This window comes from Pseudomonas sp. yb_2 (assembly GCF_043103905.1).
In the GTDB taxonomy this organism is placed as follows: domain Bacteria; phylum Pseudomonadota; class Gammaproteobacteria; order Pseudomonadales; family Pseudomonadaceae; genus Aquipseudomonas; species Aquipseudomonas alloputida.
In genome coordinates this window covers 141069-157727 of sequence record NZ_JBICKH010000059.1, presented here as the reverse complement: position 1 = coordinate 157727, position 16659 = coordinate 141069, and the positions used below count along the sequence as shown (strand labels likewise).

Annotated in this window: 17 protein-coding genes and 1 other RNA gene; 4 read left to right on the top strand and 14 right to left on the bottom strand. The window is 61.7% G+C overall.

Going from position 1 to position 16659, the window contains the following annotated elements; translation table 11 throughout:
* Nucleotides 1-6: 6 nt before the first annotated feature.
* From mraY to rsmI, 9 genes are all read right to left on the bottom strand, one after another.
* The gene (mraY, locus tag ACF8FB_RS14735) at nt 7-1089 is read right to left on the bottom strand and encodes a phospho-N-acetylmuramoyl-pentapeptide-transferase (RefSeq protein ID WP_003251852.1); all 1083 of its coding nucleotides are present in this window, start codon (nt 1087-1089) and stop codon (nt 7-9) included.
* Nucleotides 1089-2456 (bottom strand): UDP-N-acetylmuramoyl-tripeptide--D-alanyl-D-alanine ligase, encoded by a 1368-nt coding sequence (gene murF, locus ACF8FB_RS14730; protein ID WP_010952451.1) that lies wholly within the window; start codon nt 2454-2456, stop codon nt 1089-1091. Before murF ends, mraY begins: the two co-directional genes overlap by 1 nt.
* The gene (locus tag ACF8FB_RS14725) at nt 2449-3936 is read right to left on the bottom strand and encodes a UDP-N-acetylmuramoyl-L-alanyl-D-glutamate--2,6-diaminopimelate ligase (protein WP_350298607.1); all 1488 of its coding nucleotides are present in this window, start codon (nt 3934-3936) and stop codon (nt 2449-2451) included. The genes murF and ACF8FB_RS14725 overlap by 8 nt, the downstream gene beginning before the upstream one ends.
* Nucleotides 3936-5681, bottom strand: a complete 1746-nt coding sequence (locus ACF8FB_RS14720; RefSeq protein WP_162490564.1) for a penicillin-binding protein 2 — start codon at nt 5679-5681, stop codon at nt 3936-3938. The genes ACF8FB_RS14725 and ACF8FB_RS14720 overlap by 1 nt, the downstream gene beginning before the upstream one ends.
* Nucleotides 5681-5974 carry a cell division protein FtsL gene (ftsL, locus tag ACF8FB_RS14715; RefSeq protein WP_010952448.1) on the bottom strand — a complete coding sequence of 98 codons (294 nt, stop codon included), beginning with the start codon at nt 5972-5974 and terminating at the stop codon, nt 5681-5683. Before ftsL ends, ACF8FB_RS14720 begins: the two co-directional genes overlap by 1 nt.
* Nucleotides 5971-6918: a 16S rRNA (cytosine(1402)-N(4))-methyltransferase RsmH gene (rsmH, locus tag ACF8FB_RS14710; RefSeq protein ID WP_010952447.1), complete on the bottom strand. Its 948-nt coding sequence runs from the start codon at nt 6916-6918 to the stop codon at nt 5971-5973. Before rsmH ends, ftsL begins: the two co-directional genes overlap by 4 nt.
* Entirely contained in the window at nt 6915-7370 is a 456-nt protein-coding gene (gene mraZ, locus ACF8FB_RS14705) for a division/cell wall cluster transcriptional repressor MraZ (protein WP_004575120.1), read from the bottom strand. Before mraZ ends, rsmH begins: the two co-directional genes overlap by 4 nt.
* 308 nt (nt 7371-7678) lie before the next feature.
* An RNA gene (gene rnpB / locus ACF8FB_RS14700) (RNase P RNA component class A) lies at nt 7679-8053 on the bottom strand.
* A gap of 67 nt (nt 8054-8120) precedes the next feature.
* Entirely contained in the window at nt 8121-8996 is an 876-nt protein-coding gene (gene rsmI / locus ACF8FB_RS14695) for a 16S rRNA (cytidine(1402)-2'-O)-methyltransferase (protein WP_014592287.1), read from the bottom strand.
* Between the two features lie 186 nt (nt 8997-9182).
* On the opposite strand from rsmI, the gene ACF8FB_RS14690 reads away from it, so the two are divergent.
* The 4 genes from ACF8FB_RS14690 to ACF8FB_RS14675 all read left to right on the top strand — a co-directional run bounded on the left by ACF8FB_RS14690 (nt 9183) and on the right by ACF8FB_RS14675 (nt 12626).
* Nucleotides 9183-11000, top strand: a complete 1818-nt coding sequence (locus ACF8FB_RS14690; RefSeq protein WP_010952444.1) for a penicillin-binding protein activator — start codon at nt 9183-9185, stop codon at nt 10998-11000.
* Nucleotides 11000-11371, top strand: a complete 372-nt coding sequence (locus tag ACF8FB_RS14685) for a YraN family protein (protein WP_020190054.1) — start codon at nt 11000-11002, stop codon at nt 11369-11371. The genes ACF8FB_RS14690 and ACF8FB_RS14685 overlap by 1 nt, the downstream gene beginning before the upstream one ends.
* A gap of 86 nt (nt 11372-11457) precedes the next feature.
* Nucleotides 11458-12051 carry a phosphoheptose isomerase gene (locus tag ACF8FB_RS14680; RefSeq protein WP_012053657.1) on the top strand — a complete coding sequence of 198 codons (594 nt, stop codon included), beginning with the start codon at nt 11458-11460 and terminating at the stop codon, nt 12049-12051.
* On the top strand, nt 12048-12626 hold the full coding sequence (locus ACF8FB_RS14675; RefSeq protein WP_019439045.1) for a BON domain-containing protein: 579 nt from the start codon (nt 12048-12050) through the stop codon (nt 12624-12626). Before ACF8FB_RS14680 ends, ACF8FB_RS14675 begins: the two co-directional genes overlap by 4 nt.
* 59 nt (nt 12627-12685) lie before the next feature.
* Here the strand turns inward: ACF8FB_RS14675 and ACF8FB_RS14670 are convergent, their stop codons facing one another.
* The 5 genes from ACF8FB_RS14670 to petA all read right to left on the bottom strand — a co-directional run bounded on the left by ACF8FB_RS14670 (nt 12686) and on the right by petA (nt 16451).
* Entirely contained in the window at nt 12686-13117 is a 432-nt protein-coding gene (locus tag ACF8FB_RS14670) for a ClpXP protease specificity-enhancing factor (protein ID WP_104962518.1), read from the bottom strand.
* Between the two features lie 10 nt (nt 13118-13127).
* Entirely contained in the window at nt 13128-13751 is a 624-nt protein-coding gene (locus ACF8FB_RS14665; protein ID WP_014592290.1) for a glutathione S-transferase N-terminal domain-containing protein, read from the bottom strand.
* Nucleotides 13752-13867: 116 nt separating this feature from the next.
* Nucleotides 13868-14647 (bottom strand): cytochrome c1, encoded by a 780-nt coding sequence (locus ACF8FB_RS14660; protein ID WP_010952439.1) that lies wholly within the window; start codon nt 14645-14647, stop codon nt 13868-13870.
* Nucleotides 14647-15858 (bottom strand): cytochrome bc complex cytochrome b subunit, encoded by a 1212-nt coding sequence (locus ACF8FB_RS14655; protein WP_010952438.1) that lies wholly within the window; start codon nt 15856-15858, stop codon nt 14647-14649. The genes ACF8FB_RS14660 and ACF8FB_RS14655 overlap by 1 nt, the downstream gene beginning before the upstream one ends.
* A complete protein-coding gene (gene petA, locus ACF8FB_RS14650) occupies nt 15858-16451 on the bottom strand; it encodes a ubiquinol-cytochrome c reductase iron-sulfur subunit (protein WP_003251823.1) in 594 nt (197 codons plus the stop codon). Before petA ends, ACF8FB_RS14655 begins: the two co-directional genes overlap by 1 nt.
* Nucleotides 16452-16659: the final 208 nt, after the last annotated feature.

Sequence of the window (16659 nt, the reverse complement as noted above, 5' to 3'; positions counted from 1 at the left end):
GCTCATCTACCTCAGTTTCAGGGTTGCAAGGCCAATCAGTACCAGGATCACGGTGATGATCCAGAAACGGACGATCACCCTAGGCTCTGGCCAGCCCTTGAGTTCAAAGTGGTGATGAATCGGCGCCATGCGGAACACGCGCTTGCCGGTCAGCTTGAAGGAGGCGACCTGGATCACCACCGACAGGGTTTCCACCACGAAGATGCCGCCCATGATGAACAGCACGATTTCCTGGCGCACGATGACGGCGATGGTGCCCAGCGCGGCGCCCAGTGCCAGCGCGCCGACGTCGCCCATGAACACTTGCGCCGGATAAGTGTTGAACCACAGAAAGCCCAGGCCGGCACCGATCAGCGCGCCGCAGAACACGATCAGTTCGCCCGAGCCCGGCACGTAGGGGATCAGCAGGTATTCGGCGAACTTCACGTTACCCGACAGGTAGCAGAAGATGCCCAGCGCGCCGCCGACCATCACCGTCGGCATGATTGCCAGGCCGTCAAGGCCATCGGTGAGATTGACCGCGTTGCTCGAGCCGACAATGACGAAGTAGGTCAGTACGACGAAGCCGACGCCCAACGGAATGGTGACATCCTTGATGAACGGCAGGATCAGCGTGGTCTCGACGCTGGTTGGCGCCGTCTTGTACAGGAACACCGCCGCCGCCAGGCCGAACACCGACTGCCAGAAGTACTTCCAGCGGCTCGGAAGGCCACGCGAGTTCTTTTCGATCACCTTGCGGTAGTCATCGACCCAGCCAATGGCACCGAACGCCAGGGTGACGATCAGCACAACCCATACATAGCGGTTGCTCAGGTCGGCCCACAGCAAGGTGCTGACGGCGATGGCCGACAGGATCAGCGCCCCACCCATGGTCGGGGTGCCGGACTTGGACAGGTGCGATTGCGGGCCGTCGTTACGCACGGCCTGGCCGATCTGGCGAATTTGCAGGGTACGGATCATCCAGGGGCCCAGCCACAGCGCCAGGGACAACGCGGTCAGTACACCAAGAATCCCGCGCAGGGACAGGTACTGAAAGACCGCGAAGCCTTTGTGGAACTGTTGCAGATACTCGGCCAACAGCAGCAGCATTAATGTTTCTCCCCGCTGGCACCGCACAATGCCGCCACGACGTTTTCCATCGCAGCGCTGCGCGAGCCCTTGATCAAGATAGTGGTGTCACTGGCATTCTCGGCGCTAACCGCATCGATCAGCTCAGCTTGAGTAGCGAAGTGGCGGCCATTGGCGCCGAACGCCTTGACCGCATGTGTCATGTTGGAACCCACTGCGTACAGGGCGTCGACCTTGCCACGCGCGTAGTCACCCACCTGACGGTGGCCTTCTTCCGCCCATTGCCCCAATTCGCCGATATCCCCAAGCACCAGAACGGTGCGTCCGGAAAAGCCGGCGAGTATATCAATGGCTGCGCACATAGAGGTGGGATTTGCGTTGTAACTGTCGTCGATTACCCGTACCCCGTTCGGCGCGATCTGCGCCACGGTACGCCCCTTGACCGGTTGCACCGCAGCCAGGCCGGCGGCGATGCCGCTCAGGCTCAGACCAACGGCATGTGCAGCGGCGGCGGCGGCCAGGGCGTTGCTGACGTTGTGCTCACCCAGCACATTGAGTTGCACGGCTACTGTTTCACCGGCGCCATGCAGGGTGAAGGACGGGCAGCCACGGGCATCGCGACCAATGTCTGACGCGTGGAAATCGGCCTTCGGGTTGCTGCGTGCGAAACTGACGACCTTGTGCGCACCGGCACGCGCCTTCCAGATGTCAAAGGCTTTGTCGTCCAGGTTGAGGATGGCAATACCGCCCTGGCCCAGGCCTTCGAGAATCTCGCCCTTGGCTTCGACGATCTTGTCCGGGCCGCCGAATTCGCCAACATGGGCAGTACCGGCGTTGTTGATAATGACCACCTGCGGTTGCGTCAGGCCTACGGTGTAGCGGATTTCGCCAATGCGCGAGGCGCCCAGCTCGATCACTGCCGCGCTGTGTTCCGGGGCGATCTCCAGCAGTGTCAGGGGTGCACCGAGGTCATTGTTCAAGTTGCCACGGGTGGCGTGCACCAGGCCACGGGTGCGCAGGATGCTGGCGAGCATTTCCTTGACCGTGGTCTTGCCGCTGGAACCGGTAATGGCCACCACTGGCTTGTCGAAAGCGGCGCGGTTCAATGCACCGAGCTGGCCGAGGGCCAGGCGGCAATCGGCCACCTGCAACTGCGGCAGGTCGACATCGGCTACTTCACGCTCGACCAGGGCGGCTACTGCGCCTTTGGCTTTCACATCTGCCAGGTAGTCATGGCCATCGAAACGCGGGCCGGCCAGGGCGACGAAAAGTTGCCCGGCGCTGACACTGCGGCTATCGATGCTGACGCCGGTGAACGTGGCGTCGCCACCGATGTGTTGACCCTTCAGTGCTGTGGTCAGCTGGCTGAGTGACAGCGGCTTAAGCATGTGGAGCCTCCCAGGCTGCTAGTGCCTTTTCGGCTTCGGTCAAATCGGAGAAATCATGGCGCTCGCCATTGATCTCCTGGTAATCCTCGTGCCCCTTGCCGGCCAGCACGATCACATCGTTGGCAGCAGCGGTGGCAATCAGGTGCGCGATGGCTTCGCCACGGCCGGCGACGAACTCGACGTCGTCAGGCCTGGTGAAACCGGGGCGAATGTCATCGAAGATGCGCAACGGATCTTCAGTACGCGGGTTGTCGTCGGTAACCAGTACGCGGTCAGCCAGGCGCTCGGCCACTTCGGCCATCAGCGGGCGCTTGCCGCGATCACGGTCACCGCCGCAGCCGAACAGGCACAACAGCTTGCCGTGAGCGTGCGGGCGCAGGGCCTCGAGTACTTTTTCAAGTGCATCCGGCGTGTGTGCATAGTCGACCACCACCAGCGGCTTGTCGCCGCCACCCAGGCGCTGCATGCGGCCTACCGGCCCCTGCAGTTGCGGCGTGACCTTGAGGATCTCGTCCAGCGCATAGTCCAGCGCCAGCAGGGTCGCCACAGCGGCAAGCATGTTGCTCAGGTTGAAGCGGCCCAGCAGTTGGCTGCGCAAGATACGCTCACCTTGGGCGGTGACGAGGGTGGCGCGCACGCCATCGTCACTGAATACGGCTTCGCGGCAGAACAACGAGGCTTCTGGGCTTTCCAGGCTGTAGCTCAGCAGCCGGGTTTCGATATGGTCGACACTTGGGCGACGCGCGAAGTCGGCCGCCAGACGACGACCAAAGTCATCATCCAGGTTGACCACCTGGCAACGCAGGCTCGGCCAGGCGAACAGCTTGGCCTTGGCGGCCTCATAGGCTTCCATGCTGCCGTGATAGTCGAGGTGGTCGCGGGACAGGTTGGTCATCACCGCGATGTCGAATTCCAGTGCGGCAACCCGGCCTTGCTCCAGGGCATGGGAAGACACTTCCATGGCCACGGCCCTGGCGCCGCCTTTCTTGAGGTCGTTGAGGGTCGATTGCACGGCAATCGGGTCGGGCGTGGTCAGGCGGCCGCTCTGCAACTCGCCGTAGAAACCGGTACCCAGGGTGCCAATCAGGCCGCAGCGCTGGCCAAGCAGGTCGAGCGCCTGGGCGACCAGTTGGGTAACACTTGTCTTGCCGTTGGTGCCGGTCACACCGACCAGATTCAACTGGCGGCTCGGTTCACCGTAGAAGCGCCCGGCGATATCTGACAGCTGAGCGATCAGGCCTTTGACCGGAATCAGGGGCACATCGGTCAGCGGCAGCACGTTGGCGCCCTGCTCTTCATAGGCCACGGCAGCAGCACCACGGGCCAGGGCATCGGCGATATGCTCGCGACCATCGACCTTGGCACCCGGCACCGCCAGGAACAAGTCACCTGGGCGCACACTACGGCTGTCCAGGGTCAGCTCGCGAATCAACGGATCACGGCTGGCATGGGCGAAAAGTTTGCTTAATGGCATTGTCATCATCCACGCCCTCCCTTGGCGGCTGCTGCATTGACTTGTGATGGCACGGCTGGTGCTGGTGCAGGTGGCGGCAGGTTGTCTGGCGGCACGTTCATCAGGCGCAGGGTGCCGGACATGACGTTGCTGAATACGGGCGCCGAAACCAGGCCACCGAAGTAACCACCCTTTCTTGGCTCGTCGATGACCACGACGATGGCGTAGCGCGGGTCGCTCATTGGCCCGAAGCCGGCGAACAGCGAGCGGTAGGCGTTTTCGGTGTATCCCTTGGCACCCACGGTGGCCTTACGCGCGGTGCCGGACTTGCCGGCCACGTGATAGAACGGCACCTGGGCTCGGAAGACGCCACGCGGCGCTTCGATCACCTGCTGCAGCATGCCCTGAACGGTTTCGGCGACTTCCTTCGGAATGGCCTGCACGGCTTCCGGCGTCTTGTCGACCTTGATGATCGACAGCGGCACCATCTTGCCGTCGTTGGCCAGCGCCGCGTAGGCATGCACCAGCTGCAGGGCGGTCACCGATACGCCGTAGCCATAGGACAGGGTGGCGGTCTCGGCCTTGCGCCACTCACGGTGGTTGGGCAGGTTGCCGACACGTTCGCCCGGGAAGCCAAGGCCGGTGTACTGGCCCAGGCCGACCTGGGACATGACCCGGTAGATGGCCTCGCCGCCGATGTCGAAGGCGATCTTGCTCATGCCAACGTTACTGGAGTTGATCAGGATGCCGGTCAAATCAAGAATCGGGCCCTCGCTGCGCGACACGTCCTTGATGGTGTAGCGGCCGATCTGCAGGCTGCCAGGGTACACCTCGACCTTGTCGGTCGGCTTCCAGCGGCCACTCTGCAGCGCCGCACTCATGGAGATCGGCTTGACCGTGGAGCCCGGCTCGAACACGTCGATGATCGCCCGGTTACGCATGGCCGCCGGGAACATGCTACGTCGGTTGTTGGGGTTGTAGGTCGGCTGGTTGACCATGGCCAGGACCTCACCGGTCTTGACGTCCATGATCACCAGGCTGCCGGCCTTGGCGTCCTGTTCGGCAATGGCGTTGCGCAACTCGCGGGTAGCCAGGTACTGCAGGCGCAGGTCTATCGACAACGCCAAGGTCTTCCCGGCCTTGGCGTTCTTGGTTACCTGAATGTCCTTGATCAGCCGACCGCGCCGGTCCTTGATCACCTGGCGCTTGCCGGGCACGCCGGCCAGCCACTCTTCATAGGCCAGCTCCACCCCTTCACGACCGTGGTCGTCGAGGTCGGTAAAGCCGACCATGTGCGCAGTCACATCACCGGCCGGATAGAAGCGGCGGAATTCTTCCAGTCCGTACACACCAGGCACTTTGAGGTCGAGCACGTGCTGGCCCTGCTCGGGGGTCAGCCCCCGGACCAGGTAGATGAACTCTTTGTTGGCCTGCTGGGTCAGGCGCTCGATCAACTGCTGCGGGTTCTGCCCCAGCGCAGCGGCCAATTGCGGCCAGCGCTCCTTGGAGGCCTGCATCTCTTTGGGGTTGGCCCACAACGTGGTGACCGGGGTACTCACGGCCAACGGCTCACCGTTGCGGTCGGTGATCAAGCCGCGGTGCGCCGGGATGGGGATGTGACGCAGGCTGCGTGCATCGCCCTGGCCCTTGAGGAAGTCACGGTCAACCACCTGGAGGTCGATGATGCGCCAGCAAATGGCGCCGACCATGATCGCCAGCAAGCCGATCACTACGCGGAAGCGCCACGGGTAGAGTGCGCCTTCGAGCTTCATCATGGCGCCACCATCCGGACTTCGTCAGCTGACGGCACGCGCATCTTCAACTGCTCGGAGGCCAGGTTCTCGATGCGGCTAGCAGCGGTCCAGGTACTCTGCTCAAGAATCAGCCGACCCCATTCGGCCTGAGCCTTGTCGCGCTCGTTCAATTCACCGTACAGGGTGTTGAGCAGTTGACGGTTCCAGTGCGCACTGTAGGACACGGCAATGGCCGAAACCAACACGCCGACGAACAGCAAAAGCATCAGGAAGCTTCCGCCTGGCAAGGGTTTGGCAAGTAGCCTGCTCACCGCAGCTTCTCCGCCACGCGCATCACGGCGCTACGCGACCGCGGGTTGGCCTTGAGCTCGGCCTCGGAGGCGAACTGAGCCTTGCCGATGAGCTTGATTTTCGGCTCGAAGACCTTGTGCTGAACCGGCAGGTTACGCGGCAGGTTGTCGGCCTCACCCTTCACCAGCTTGCGCATGAACAGTTTGACGATACGGTCTTCCAGCGAGTGGAAACTGATGACCGCCAGGCGACCACCGACTTCGAGCGCATCGAGCGCAGCCTCAAGGCCAGCCTCCAGGTCGCCCAGCTCGTTGTTGACGTGAATGCGAAGGCCTTGGAAGGCTCGGGTAGCCGGGTTCTTGCCCTTTTCCCATGCCGGGTTGGCCACTTTGAGCACCTCCGCCAGGTCGGCGGTACGGGTGAAGGGCTGCTTCTCACGACGCTCGACCACTGCACGCGCCATTCGCCCGGCAAAGCGTTCCTCGCCGTACTCCTTGAAGACGCGGGCGATTTCTTCCACAGGCGCAGTGGCGATGAACTCAGCGGCACTGACGCCCTGGTCCGGGTTCATGCGCATGTCCAGCGGGCCATCATTGAGGAAGCTGAAGCCACGCTCCGGGTCATCCAGCTGCGGCGAGGACACGCCCAGGTCCAGCAACACACCACTGACCTTGCCGTGCAGGCCGCGCGCTGCCACTTCCGCACCCAGCTCGGCAAAACTGCGCTGCACAATGACAAAGCGGCCGTCTTCGGCCGCCAGCGCTTGCCCCGTGGCAATCGCTTGTGGATCTTTGTCGAAGCCCAAGAGCCGCCCTTGCGGCCCGAGCTTGCTGAGTATCAGACGGCTGTGTCCGCCCCGGCCGAAAGTGCCGTCCAGATAGCAACCGTCGGCGCGCAAGGCCAATGCCTCGACAGCTTCGTCGAGCAGGACGGTAATGTGGTTGAAGCCGCTATCTATGGTCACAGGATCAGGTCACGCAATTCGTCGGGCATGGCGCCCGGTTGTTGAATAGCTGCAAGGTCAGCTGCCGAAACCGCGTTCCAGGCATCTTCATCCCACAGCTGGAATTTGTTCAGTTGCCCCACCAGCATCGCCTTCTTGTCGAGCTTGGCGTACTCACGCAGGCGGGGCGGCACCAGGAAACGCCCACTGCCATCGAGCTCCAGGTCAACCGCATTACCAATCAGCAAACGCTGGAGGCGGCGGTTTTCCTCACGCAACGATGGCAAGGCACGCAACTTGGCTTCTATCTGTTCCCACTCATCGAGGGGATAAACACACAAGCAGGGGTCTACGGCGTCAATGGTCACGATCAGTTGGCCATTGCAACGTGAGTCGAGCTCGTCACGGTACCGACTCGGCATGGCGAGACGGCCCTTGGCATCGAGGCTGACGGCGTTGGCTCCGCGGAACACGGCTGTGATTCCCCACAATGTTAGCTTTTTTGTGTCAGAAAACCCACTTCATCCCACTTTCTGCCACTTGCGCACACTATAGGAATCCGCCCGCAGCACCGTCAAGGCACGTTCATAAGGAAAAGCCTTACAGGACCGAGATTTAGCGCAACAAGGGAATGCGGAAGGACTGCCAGAGAGAAAAAAACACGAGAAAAATCAAACCCACGCAAGCGAATGGAGTTCGAAGTTAAAGTAATTTATTAAGAGTAAGATTTTTTCGGTATTACCAGAGAGGATCTGCTATCGATTCAAGCAGGGAAAGAAAGGTGGAGAGTCGATCTGTAAGCCGGGTTTTGTCGAGGACAGTCATTCCTCTACGACGGCCATCACTGGACGCCTCTAGCAACCTACCCGGTTCCGACGCGGGCCACGCCTGATGGAACCCTATTTGGTCTTGCTCCGAGTGGGGTTTACCTAGCCACGAACTGTTGCCAGCCGTGCGGTGCGCTCTTACCGCACCTTTTCACCCTTACCGGCACCGAAGTGCTTAGGCGGTTATTTTCTGTGGCACTTTCCGTAGGCTCACGCCTCCCAGGCGTTACCTGGCACTCTGCCCTATGGAGCCCGGACTTTCCTCCCCCTGCTGCTCACACAACAAAAGTTGCGGAACAAAAACAGGCAGCGACTGTCCGATCGACTCTCCGCCGCCAAGGTTACCGACACGCGGGCGCAAGAACAAGCGCTAACGGCATTTATATCAAACTGCCACTATTCGGCTTTCTGCTTTTCAAGGGCCAGTTGATACAACAGGTTCTTGCGCACCCCGGTAATTTCCGCTGCAAGCGCCGCCGCCCGCTTCAGTGGCAACTCAGCCAATAGCAGATCGAGCACGCGCTGCGCTTCGGCACTGATGGCCTGCTCGCCCTCCGGCGCACTCCAGCCGCCGACCAGCACCACGCATTCACCACGCTGCTGATTGCTGTCGCCGGCTACGAAGGCGCGCAACTCGGCCAGCGGCAAGCCCTTCAGGGTCTCGAAGGTCTTGGTCAGTTCACGCGCCAGCAACGCCGGACGATCGCCACCAAATACCGCCTCCATGTCTTCAAGGCACTCCAGGATGCGATGCGGGGCTTCGTAGAAGATCAACGTGCGCGGCTCTTCCCTCACCTGCTCCAGGCGCGCCCGGCGCCCTGCCTGCTTGGCCGGCAGGAAGCCTTCGAAGATGAAGCGATCCGACGGCAGGCCTGCCGCCGAAAGCGCGGCGATCAAGGCACAGGCGCCCGGCACCGGCACCACGCTCACCCCCGCAGCACGCGCCTGACGCACCAGGTGATAGCCCGGGTCGGAAATCAGAGGCGTGCCGGCATCGGAGACCAGCGCCACATTTTCACCCGCCAGCAGTTTGGAGAGAAAACGCCCGCCCTCGTCACGCTCGTTGTGCTCATGACAAGCGGCCAACGGCGTATCGATGCCAAAGTGTTGCAGCAGGCGGATCGAATGACGGGTGTCTTCGGCGGCGATCAGCGCCACGTCCGCCAGCACCTTCAGCGCCCGGGCGCTCATGTCGTCGAGGTTGCCGATGGGGGTTGCCACCACATACAGCGTCCCCACCGTGGATTTCGAAGCCCCTGCCACATCAGTCACTGCGCACACCTGTCATTCGGATCAAAGGCGCCATTGTAGCCCGAGCGCCTGCAACAGGGCGCAAAGAACTTCGCCGGCGATCAGGAACACGCCACCTATAGTGAAGGATCGACACAGCAACATCGCGCCCCGGCCAGTGCTTGGGTACAATTGCCGGCCAACTTGATCGAGTAACAGGACCTTTACATGATCGCTTGCCTGCGGCTGCTCACAGCCCTCTGCCTCGCCGCCCTGCTGGCAGCCTGCGCCAGCTCGCCCTCATCCAGCCTGGGCGAACTACCACGCACCCCGGACGCCAGCATCGAGCAACTGCTCGAAAAGGCAGCTTCCAGCAAGTCTGCGGAAGACGCCGCGCTGCTGCGCCTGAGCGCGGCCGACCTGGCCTACAAGCAGAAGGACTTCCCACGCGCCGCACGCATTCTCGAGCAGGTCCCGCTGGACACGCTCAAGCCGGCCCAGCAAGTGTTCGCCAGCACCCTCGCGGCCGAGCTGGCCATGAGCCGCAACCAGCCCAAGGCAGCGCTGACCGCCCTGGCCCACCCCAGCCTGCAGCGCCTCGCCGAACTGCCGGCAGACCTGCAAGCGCGTACCTACAGTGTGCACGCCGCCGCGCTCGAAGCCGATGGCCAGGCCCTGGCTGCCGCACAGCAGCGCATCCTGCTGGCCCCGCTGCTTGGCGGCCAGGCCGCCAGCACCAACAATGACGCCATCTGGGCCTTGGTCGCCTCGCTGCCTGCAGAGCAACTGCAGCAGCCAACCAACGATCAGACCCTGGCTGGCTGGACCAGCCTGGCCTTCGCCGTGAAAAGCGCCGGCACCCTGGAGCAGCAGCAAGCGGCCATCGAAGCCTGGGTCAAACAGCACCCGGACCACCCTGCCGCCCAGCAACTGCCGCTGGCCCTGACCAAGCTCAAGGAGCTGGCCAGCCAGCCGCTGACCAAGATCGCCCTGCTGCTGCCTCAGGAAGGCCCGCTGGCCGGTGTAGCCCGCGCCCTGCGCGATGGCTTCATGGCCGCCCACTTCCAGGCCCAGCAAAGCGGCCAGCCAGCGCCTGCGGTACAGGTGTTCGACAGCTCACGCATCGGCTCGCTGGACGACTTCTATCGCCAGGCGCAAGCCGCCGGCGTGCAACTGGTCATCGGCCCGCTTGAAAAGCCATTGGTCAAACAACTGGCCGCCAAACCACAGCTGCCGATCACCACACTGGCCCTGAACTACGCCGACGCTGGCCAGAAGGCGCCGCCACAACTGTTCCAGTTCGGCCTGGCTGCCGAGGACGAAGCCCGCGAAGTGGCCCGCCGCGCCCGCGCCGATGGCATGGTCCGCGCCGTTGCCCTGGTGCCGAGCGGCGAATGGGGTGACCGTGTCCTGGCCGCCTTCCGCCAGGACTGGGAAGGCAATGGCGGAACCCTGCTCGCCGCCGAGCGCATCGCCCAGCCGGTCGCCCTGGCCCAGCAAATTGCCGACCTGTTCCAGCTGCGCCAGAGCGAAGGCCGCGCCAAGAGCCTGCAAAGCACGGTGGGCGGCAGCATCGCTGCACAACCGTCGCGCCGCCAGGACATCGACTTCATCTTCCTCGCCTCGACCCCACAACAGGCGCAACAGATCAAGCCGACCCTGAACTTCCAGTACGCCGGTGACGTGCCGGTCTATGCCACCTCGAACCTGTACAGCGCCAGCGGTGACATCAACCAGTACAATGACATGAACGGCATCCGCTTCTGCGAAACACCGTGGCTGCTCGACACCAGCAACAGCCTGCGTCAACAGGTTGTACAGCAGTGGCCGCAAGCCGCCGGCAGCCTCGGCCGCCTGTATGCCATGGGCGTCGATGCCTACAGCCTGGCGCCGCGCCTGGGCCAACTGAAAGCGCTACCGGACAACCGCGTCCTTGGCCTTTCGGGCAGCCTGAGCATCAATGCCAACCAGCGCGTCGAACGCCAGCTGCCTTGGGCCGAGTTTAGCGGCGGCCAGGTCAAGCGCCTGCCTGACACCGTGCGTTGATGGCCGCAGCATCGCCTACCCGTGCCGGGCAAGCGGCAGAAACCCAAGCCCTTGAGTACCTTCAGGGGCAAGGGCTGCAGTTGCTGGCACGCAACTGGCGATGCAAAGGCGGTGAGCTTGATCTGGTCATGCTCGACGCCGATACAGTAGTATTCGTCGAAGTCCGCTACCGGTTGCACGCGGGCTTCGGAGGCGCTCTCGACAGTATCGACGGGCGCAAGCAGAAACGGTTGGTGCTTGCCGCCACCCTGTTCCTGCAGAAGGAGGCCCACTGGGGCAACTACCCCTGCCGCTTCGACGTGGTCGCCCTGCAGGGTAGCCACCATGCAGGCAGACCGCTTCAATGGCTGAAAAACGCCTTCGAATGCTGAACCCACTTCGTTTTTTTTGCTCTATGTATCGCGGGCTGGTCGTTGTTGCGCGTAGCAAAGGCCACCGCCCCATTTAAGGTCACCAGATGGACATGCAATCCCGAATTCGCCGGCTGTTCGAGGCCAGCATCGAAACCAAGCAACAGGCAATGGACATCCTGGCACCGCACATCGAGCAGGCCAGCCTGGTCATGGTCAATGCGTTGCTCAACGAGGGCAAGATGCTCGCCTGCGGAAACGGCGGCTCGGCCGGCGATGCCCAGCACTTTTCATCGGAGCTGCTCAACCGCTTCGAGCGCGAGCGCCCCAGCCTGCCAGCTATCGCGCTGACCACCGACAGCTCGACCCTGACCTCGATCGCCAACGACTACAGCTACAACGAAGTCTTTTCCAAGCAGATCCGCGCCCTGGGCCAGCCCGGTGACGTTCTGCTGGCGATCTCCACCAGCGGCAATTCGGCCAACGTGATCCAGGCCATCCAGGCCGCACATGACCGTGAAATGATTGTCGTAGCATTGACGGGTCGCGACGGCGGCGGCATGGCTTCGCTGCTGCTGCCCGAGGACGTGGAAATCCGCGTGCCTTCGACAGTTACCGCGCGTATCCAGGAAGTCCACCTGCTGGCGATCCACTGCCTGTGCGATCTGATCGACAGCCAACTGTTCGGGAGTGAAGAATGACCCCTATGCGCCTCGGCCTGATGGCCCTGACCCTGTGCCTGAGCGTCACCGGTTGCAGCTCGGTACTCACCTCTACCCGCAATTCGCCGATCGAGGACGATCGCGGCACGCGCACCATCGGCAGCAAGATCGACGACTCGCTGATCGAGACCAAGGCCGCCGTGAACATTTCCAAAGCCAACCCAGACCTGGACAAGGGCTCGCACATCGTTGTCAGCAGCTACAACGGTATCGTCCTGCTGGCCGGGCAGACCCCACGCGCCGACCTCAAGAGCCTCGCGGAGCAAACCGCCAGCCAGGTCCAGCGGGTCAAGAAAGTGCACAACGAGCTGCAAGTGATGCAGCCCTCCTCCATTCTGGCGCGCAACAATGACGCCTGGCTGACCACCAAGATCAAGACCCAGATGCTGACCGACAGCGCCGTGCCCAGCTCGCGCATCAAGGTGATTACCGAAAACGGCATCGTCTATCTGCTGGGCCTGGTCACCCGTCAAGAAGCCAACTCGGCCACTGCCGTGGTGCAGGGCGTGTCGGGCGTGCAGAAGATCGTCAAGCTGTTCGAGTACATCGATTGACTCAGTGATTGCCTGGACAGGCCAAACAAAAAGGCGATCCATCCGGATCGCCTTTTTTGTTACTTGACCACTTTCAGGCTTGGCCGGCCAGTCGGACGCGGCGGCTGCCCTCCATCGTCTGGCGGGCCATCGTCATCCGGCTGCACATCATCGTCTTCCAGCTCGTCGCCATCCATCAAAGACGGCTCCAGCTCGAAGACCATACCTTGGCCATTTTCGCGGGCGTAGATACCCAGGATTGCACCAACCGGCACGAACAGCGAGTGAGCCACGCCACTGAAGCGGCCCTCGAAGCTGACTGCATCATTGTCCATGTGCAGGCTACGCACGGCACTTGGCGAGATATTCAAGACGATCTGGCCATCACTGGCGAAACCATCCGGCACCTGAACTTTCGGGAATTCGGCATTGACCAGCATATGGGGCGTGCAATCGTTGTCGACGATCCACTCGTACAGTGCTCGAACCAGATAGGGGCGACTGGAGTTCATCAACGGCTCCTTAAAGCTTGCGCATTTCACGTTCTACGGAGGACAGGCTCGCCTGAAAAGGCTCGCGGGCGAACTGGCGCTCCATGTAATCCAGCAGCGGCTTGGCTTGCCGCGGCAATTCGATACCCAACACCGGCAAACGCCAGAGTATGGGCAATAGACAGCAATCGACCAGGCTTTGCTCATCACTCATGAAGCAGGCGAACTCGCTGAACAACGGCGAGACCCCGGTCAGGCTTTCGCGCAAGGCCTTGCGCGCTTCGGTTCGGGCAGCTTCACTGCTACGCGGGTCAAGCACGGTATCGGCCAAGGCACACCAGTCGCGCTGGATGCGGTGCATCAGCAGACGGCTGTTGCCACGCGCCACCGGGTATACCGGCATCAGCGGCGGGTGCGGGTAACGCTCCTCGAGGTATTCCATCACCACGGTCGATTCATACAACGCCAGGTCACGGTCGACCAAGGTCGGCACGCTGCCATAGGGGTTGACCTCGGCCAGCTTCGGCGGCAGGCGGGCGGGATCGACATCGATCAACTGCACACTGACGCCCTTCTCGGCCAGAACCAGGCGCACCCGATGAGAATAGTGATCAGCGGGATCGGAATAGCAGGCTAACCTGTTGGTTGCGCCCATGTAGCGGCTCCTCGCACGGATGCTTGTGCAACTTTAAATGAAAACGCGCCCGGGGTGGCCTGGCAATACTGCTAGGCCACCCCGGGCGCGTTCAACAACCAGAAACTACTGCGTGATCAGTGCACGTCCTTCCAGTATTCACGCTTGAGCAAGTAGGCGAATACGAAGAAGAAAGCCAGATACAGCAACACATAGGTGCCGATGCGCTGGCTTTCCAGTTTGACTGGGTTGGCCGAATAGGCCAGGAAGGTCACAAGGTTCTTGACCTTCTCGTCGAACTGCTCGGCCGTCAGGGTACCGGAATTCGGCGTAATGGTCAGCTGATCGCAAGCTTCATGGGTCAACGGGCTGCCGGTCAACGGGTCGAATTGCTTCTTGCCATCGACCACCGTCTGCACCTGCTTGCAACCCACCACCTGGTTACCTTGCAGACCCACCAGCACGTTAGGCATGCCGACGTTCGGGAATACCTTGTTGTTCACCCCATAAGGGCGGGATGGGTCCTCATAGAAACTGCGCAGGTAGGTGTAAAGCCAATCGGTACCGCGCACGCGGGCGACCAGTGTCAGGTCGGGCGGCGCAGCACCGAACCAGGTCTTGGCGTCGCTGGGCTTCATGCCGATCTGCATGTGGTCACCGATCTTGGCACCTGTGAACACCAGCTTCTCGAGCATCAGTTCATGCGGGATACCCAGGTCGTCAGCCACCCGCTCGTAGCGCTGGAACTTGGCACTGTGGCAACCCATGCAATAGTTGGCGAAGGTACGCGCGCCGTCCTGCATGGCGGCCTTGTCAGTCAGGTCGATATCGACCTTGTCCAGCTCCAGGCCATGTTCGGCAGCGAAGGAAAAGGCGGGCATCACTGCCAGCAAAAATACTGCAATCAACTTTTTCATCAGCCAGTCACCCTTTCCGGAACCGGTTTGGTCTTCTCGAGCCTTGTATAGAACGGCATCAGCAGGAAGTAGGCGAAGTACAACACCGTGCATACCTGCGACAGCAAAGTACGCCCAGGTGTCGGTGCCAGTACGCCCAGCACGCCGAGGATGACGAAGGACACGCAGAACACCAGCAGGAAGACCTTGCTGATCCAGCCCTTGTAACGCATGGAACGCACCGGACTGCGGTCGAGCCAAGGCAGTACGAACAGCACGGCGATGGCCGCCCCCATGGCAATGACGCCCATCAGTTTGTCAGGCACCGCACGCAGGATTGCGTAGAACGGTGTGAAGTACCACACCGGCGCGATGTGCTCTGGAGTCTTGAAGGCGTTGGCCTGCTCGAAGTTAGGTTTCTCCAGGAAATAACCGCCCATTTCAGGGAAGAAGAACACCACGGCGCAGAACACGAACAGGAACACCACCACGCCGACAATGTCTTTGACGGTGTAGTACGGGTGGAACGGAATACCATCCAGCGGAATACCGTTTTCGTCCTTTTTCTTCTTGATGTCGACGCCATCAGGGTTGTTCGAACCCACTTCGTGCAAGGCGAGGATGTGCAATACCACCAGGCCGAGAATCACGATTGGCAGGGCAACCACATGCAGGGCGAAGAAGCGGTTCAGGGTGATGCCCGAGATCAGGTAGTCACCACGAATCCACTGGGTAAGGTCATCACCGATCACCGGGATGGCACCGAACAGCGAGATGATCACCTGGGCGCCCCAGTACGACATCTGCCCCCATGGCAGCAGGTAGCCCATGAACGCTTCAGCCATCAGCGCCAGATAGATCAGCATGCCGAACAGCCAGACCAGCTCGCGTGGCTTCTGGTAGGAGCCATAGAGTAGGCCGCGGAACATGTGCAGGTAGACCACGATGAAGAACGCTGACGCCCCCGTGGAGTGCAGGTAGCGCAGGATCCAGCCGTATTCCACGTCACGCATGATGTACTCGACCGAGGCGAACGCCTCTTCCGCCGAGGGCGTGAAGCTCATGGTCAGCCACACGCCGGTCACGATCTGGTTGACCAGCACCAGCAATGCCAGGGAGCCGAAGAAGTACAGGAAGTTGAAGTTCTTGGGTGCGTAATACTTGCTGAGGTGGTCTTCCCACATCTTGGTGGCGGGGAAGCGAGCATCAATCCAGTCCATGAACTTGCTCATCATGCGTTCTCCTGGTCGACGCCAATGACGATGATCTCGTCAGACTCATAAGAGTGCGGTGGCACGGGCAGGTTGAGAGGCGCCGGCTGGGACTTGTAGACACGACCAGCCAGGTCATAGTGAGAGCCGTGGCACGGGCAGAAGTAACCACCTACCCATTTCGGCCCAAGGTCGGCGGGCGCCACTTCTGGCCGGAAGGTGGGCGAGCAGCCCAGGTGCGTGCACAGGCCGACGAGAATGAGAATTTCCGGCTTGATCGAGCGAACCTCAGGGTCGACGTACGCTGGCTGTACCGAGGCCTTGGACTCGGGGTCGGACAGGTCACCCGTGATTTTTTTCAGATTGCCAAGGATTTCCTCCGTTCGCCGCACGATGAATACGGGCTGGCCACGCCACTCGGCCACCATCTGCTGCCCTGCCTCGACCTTGGCGATGTTGACCTTCACCGGTGCACCCGCGGCTTTCGCCTTGGCACTGGGAAACCATGACCCCACGAACGGTACCGCAGCCCCCACTGCCCCCGCCGCCCCGACCACGGATGTCGCGGCTACGAGGAAGCGGCGCCGGCCTGCGTTGACGCCGTCATTGCTCATTCAGTCCTCTCCCATCAGCTTGCTTGGCCAGTTGGACCTGGCCTGTACTTAGGTTGTGTCAATGGCACTAAAAATTGGCCGTCATGGTAAGAAACAAATCCACACACTGACAAGGTGATTACCCCGGCAAGGGCGACAACCCACGCTTTGCTTGATCTACGTCTATGCGACAAGCGGCCACTGACTGCTGACAGGTTAGTTCAAGGCT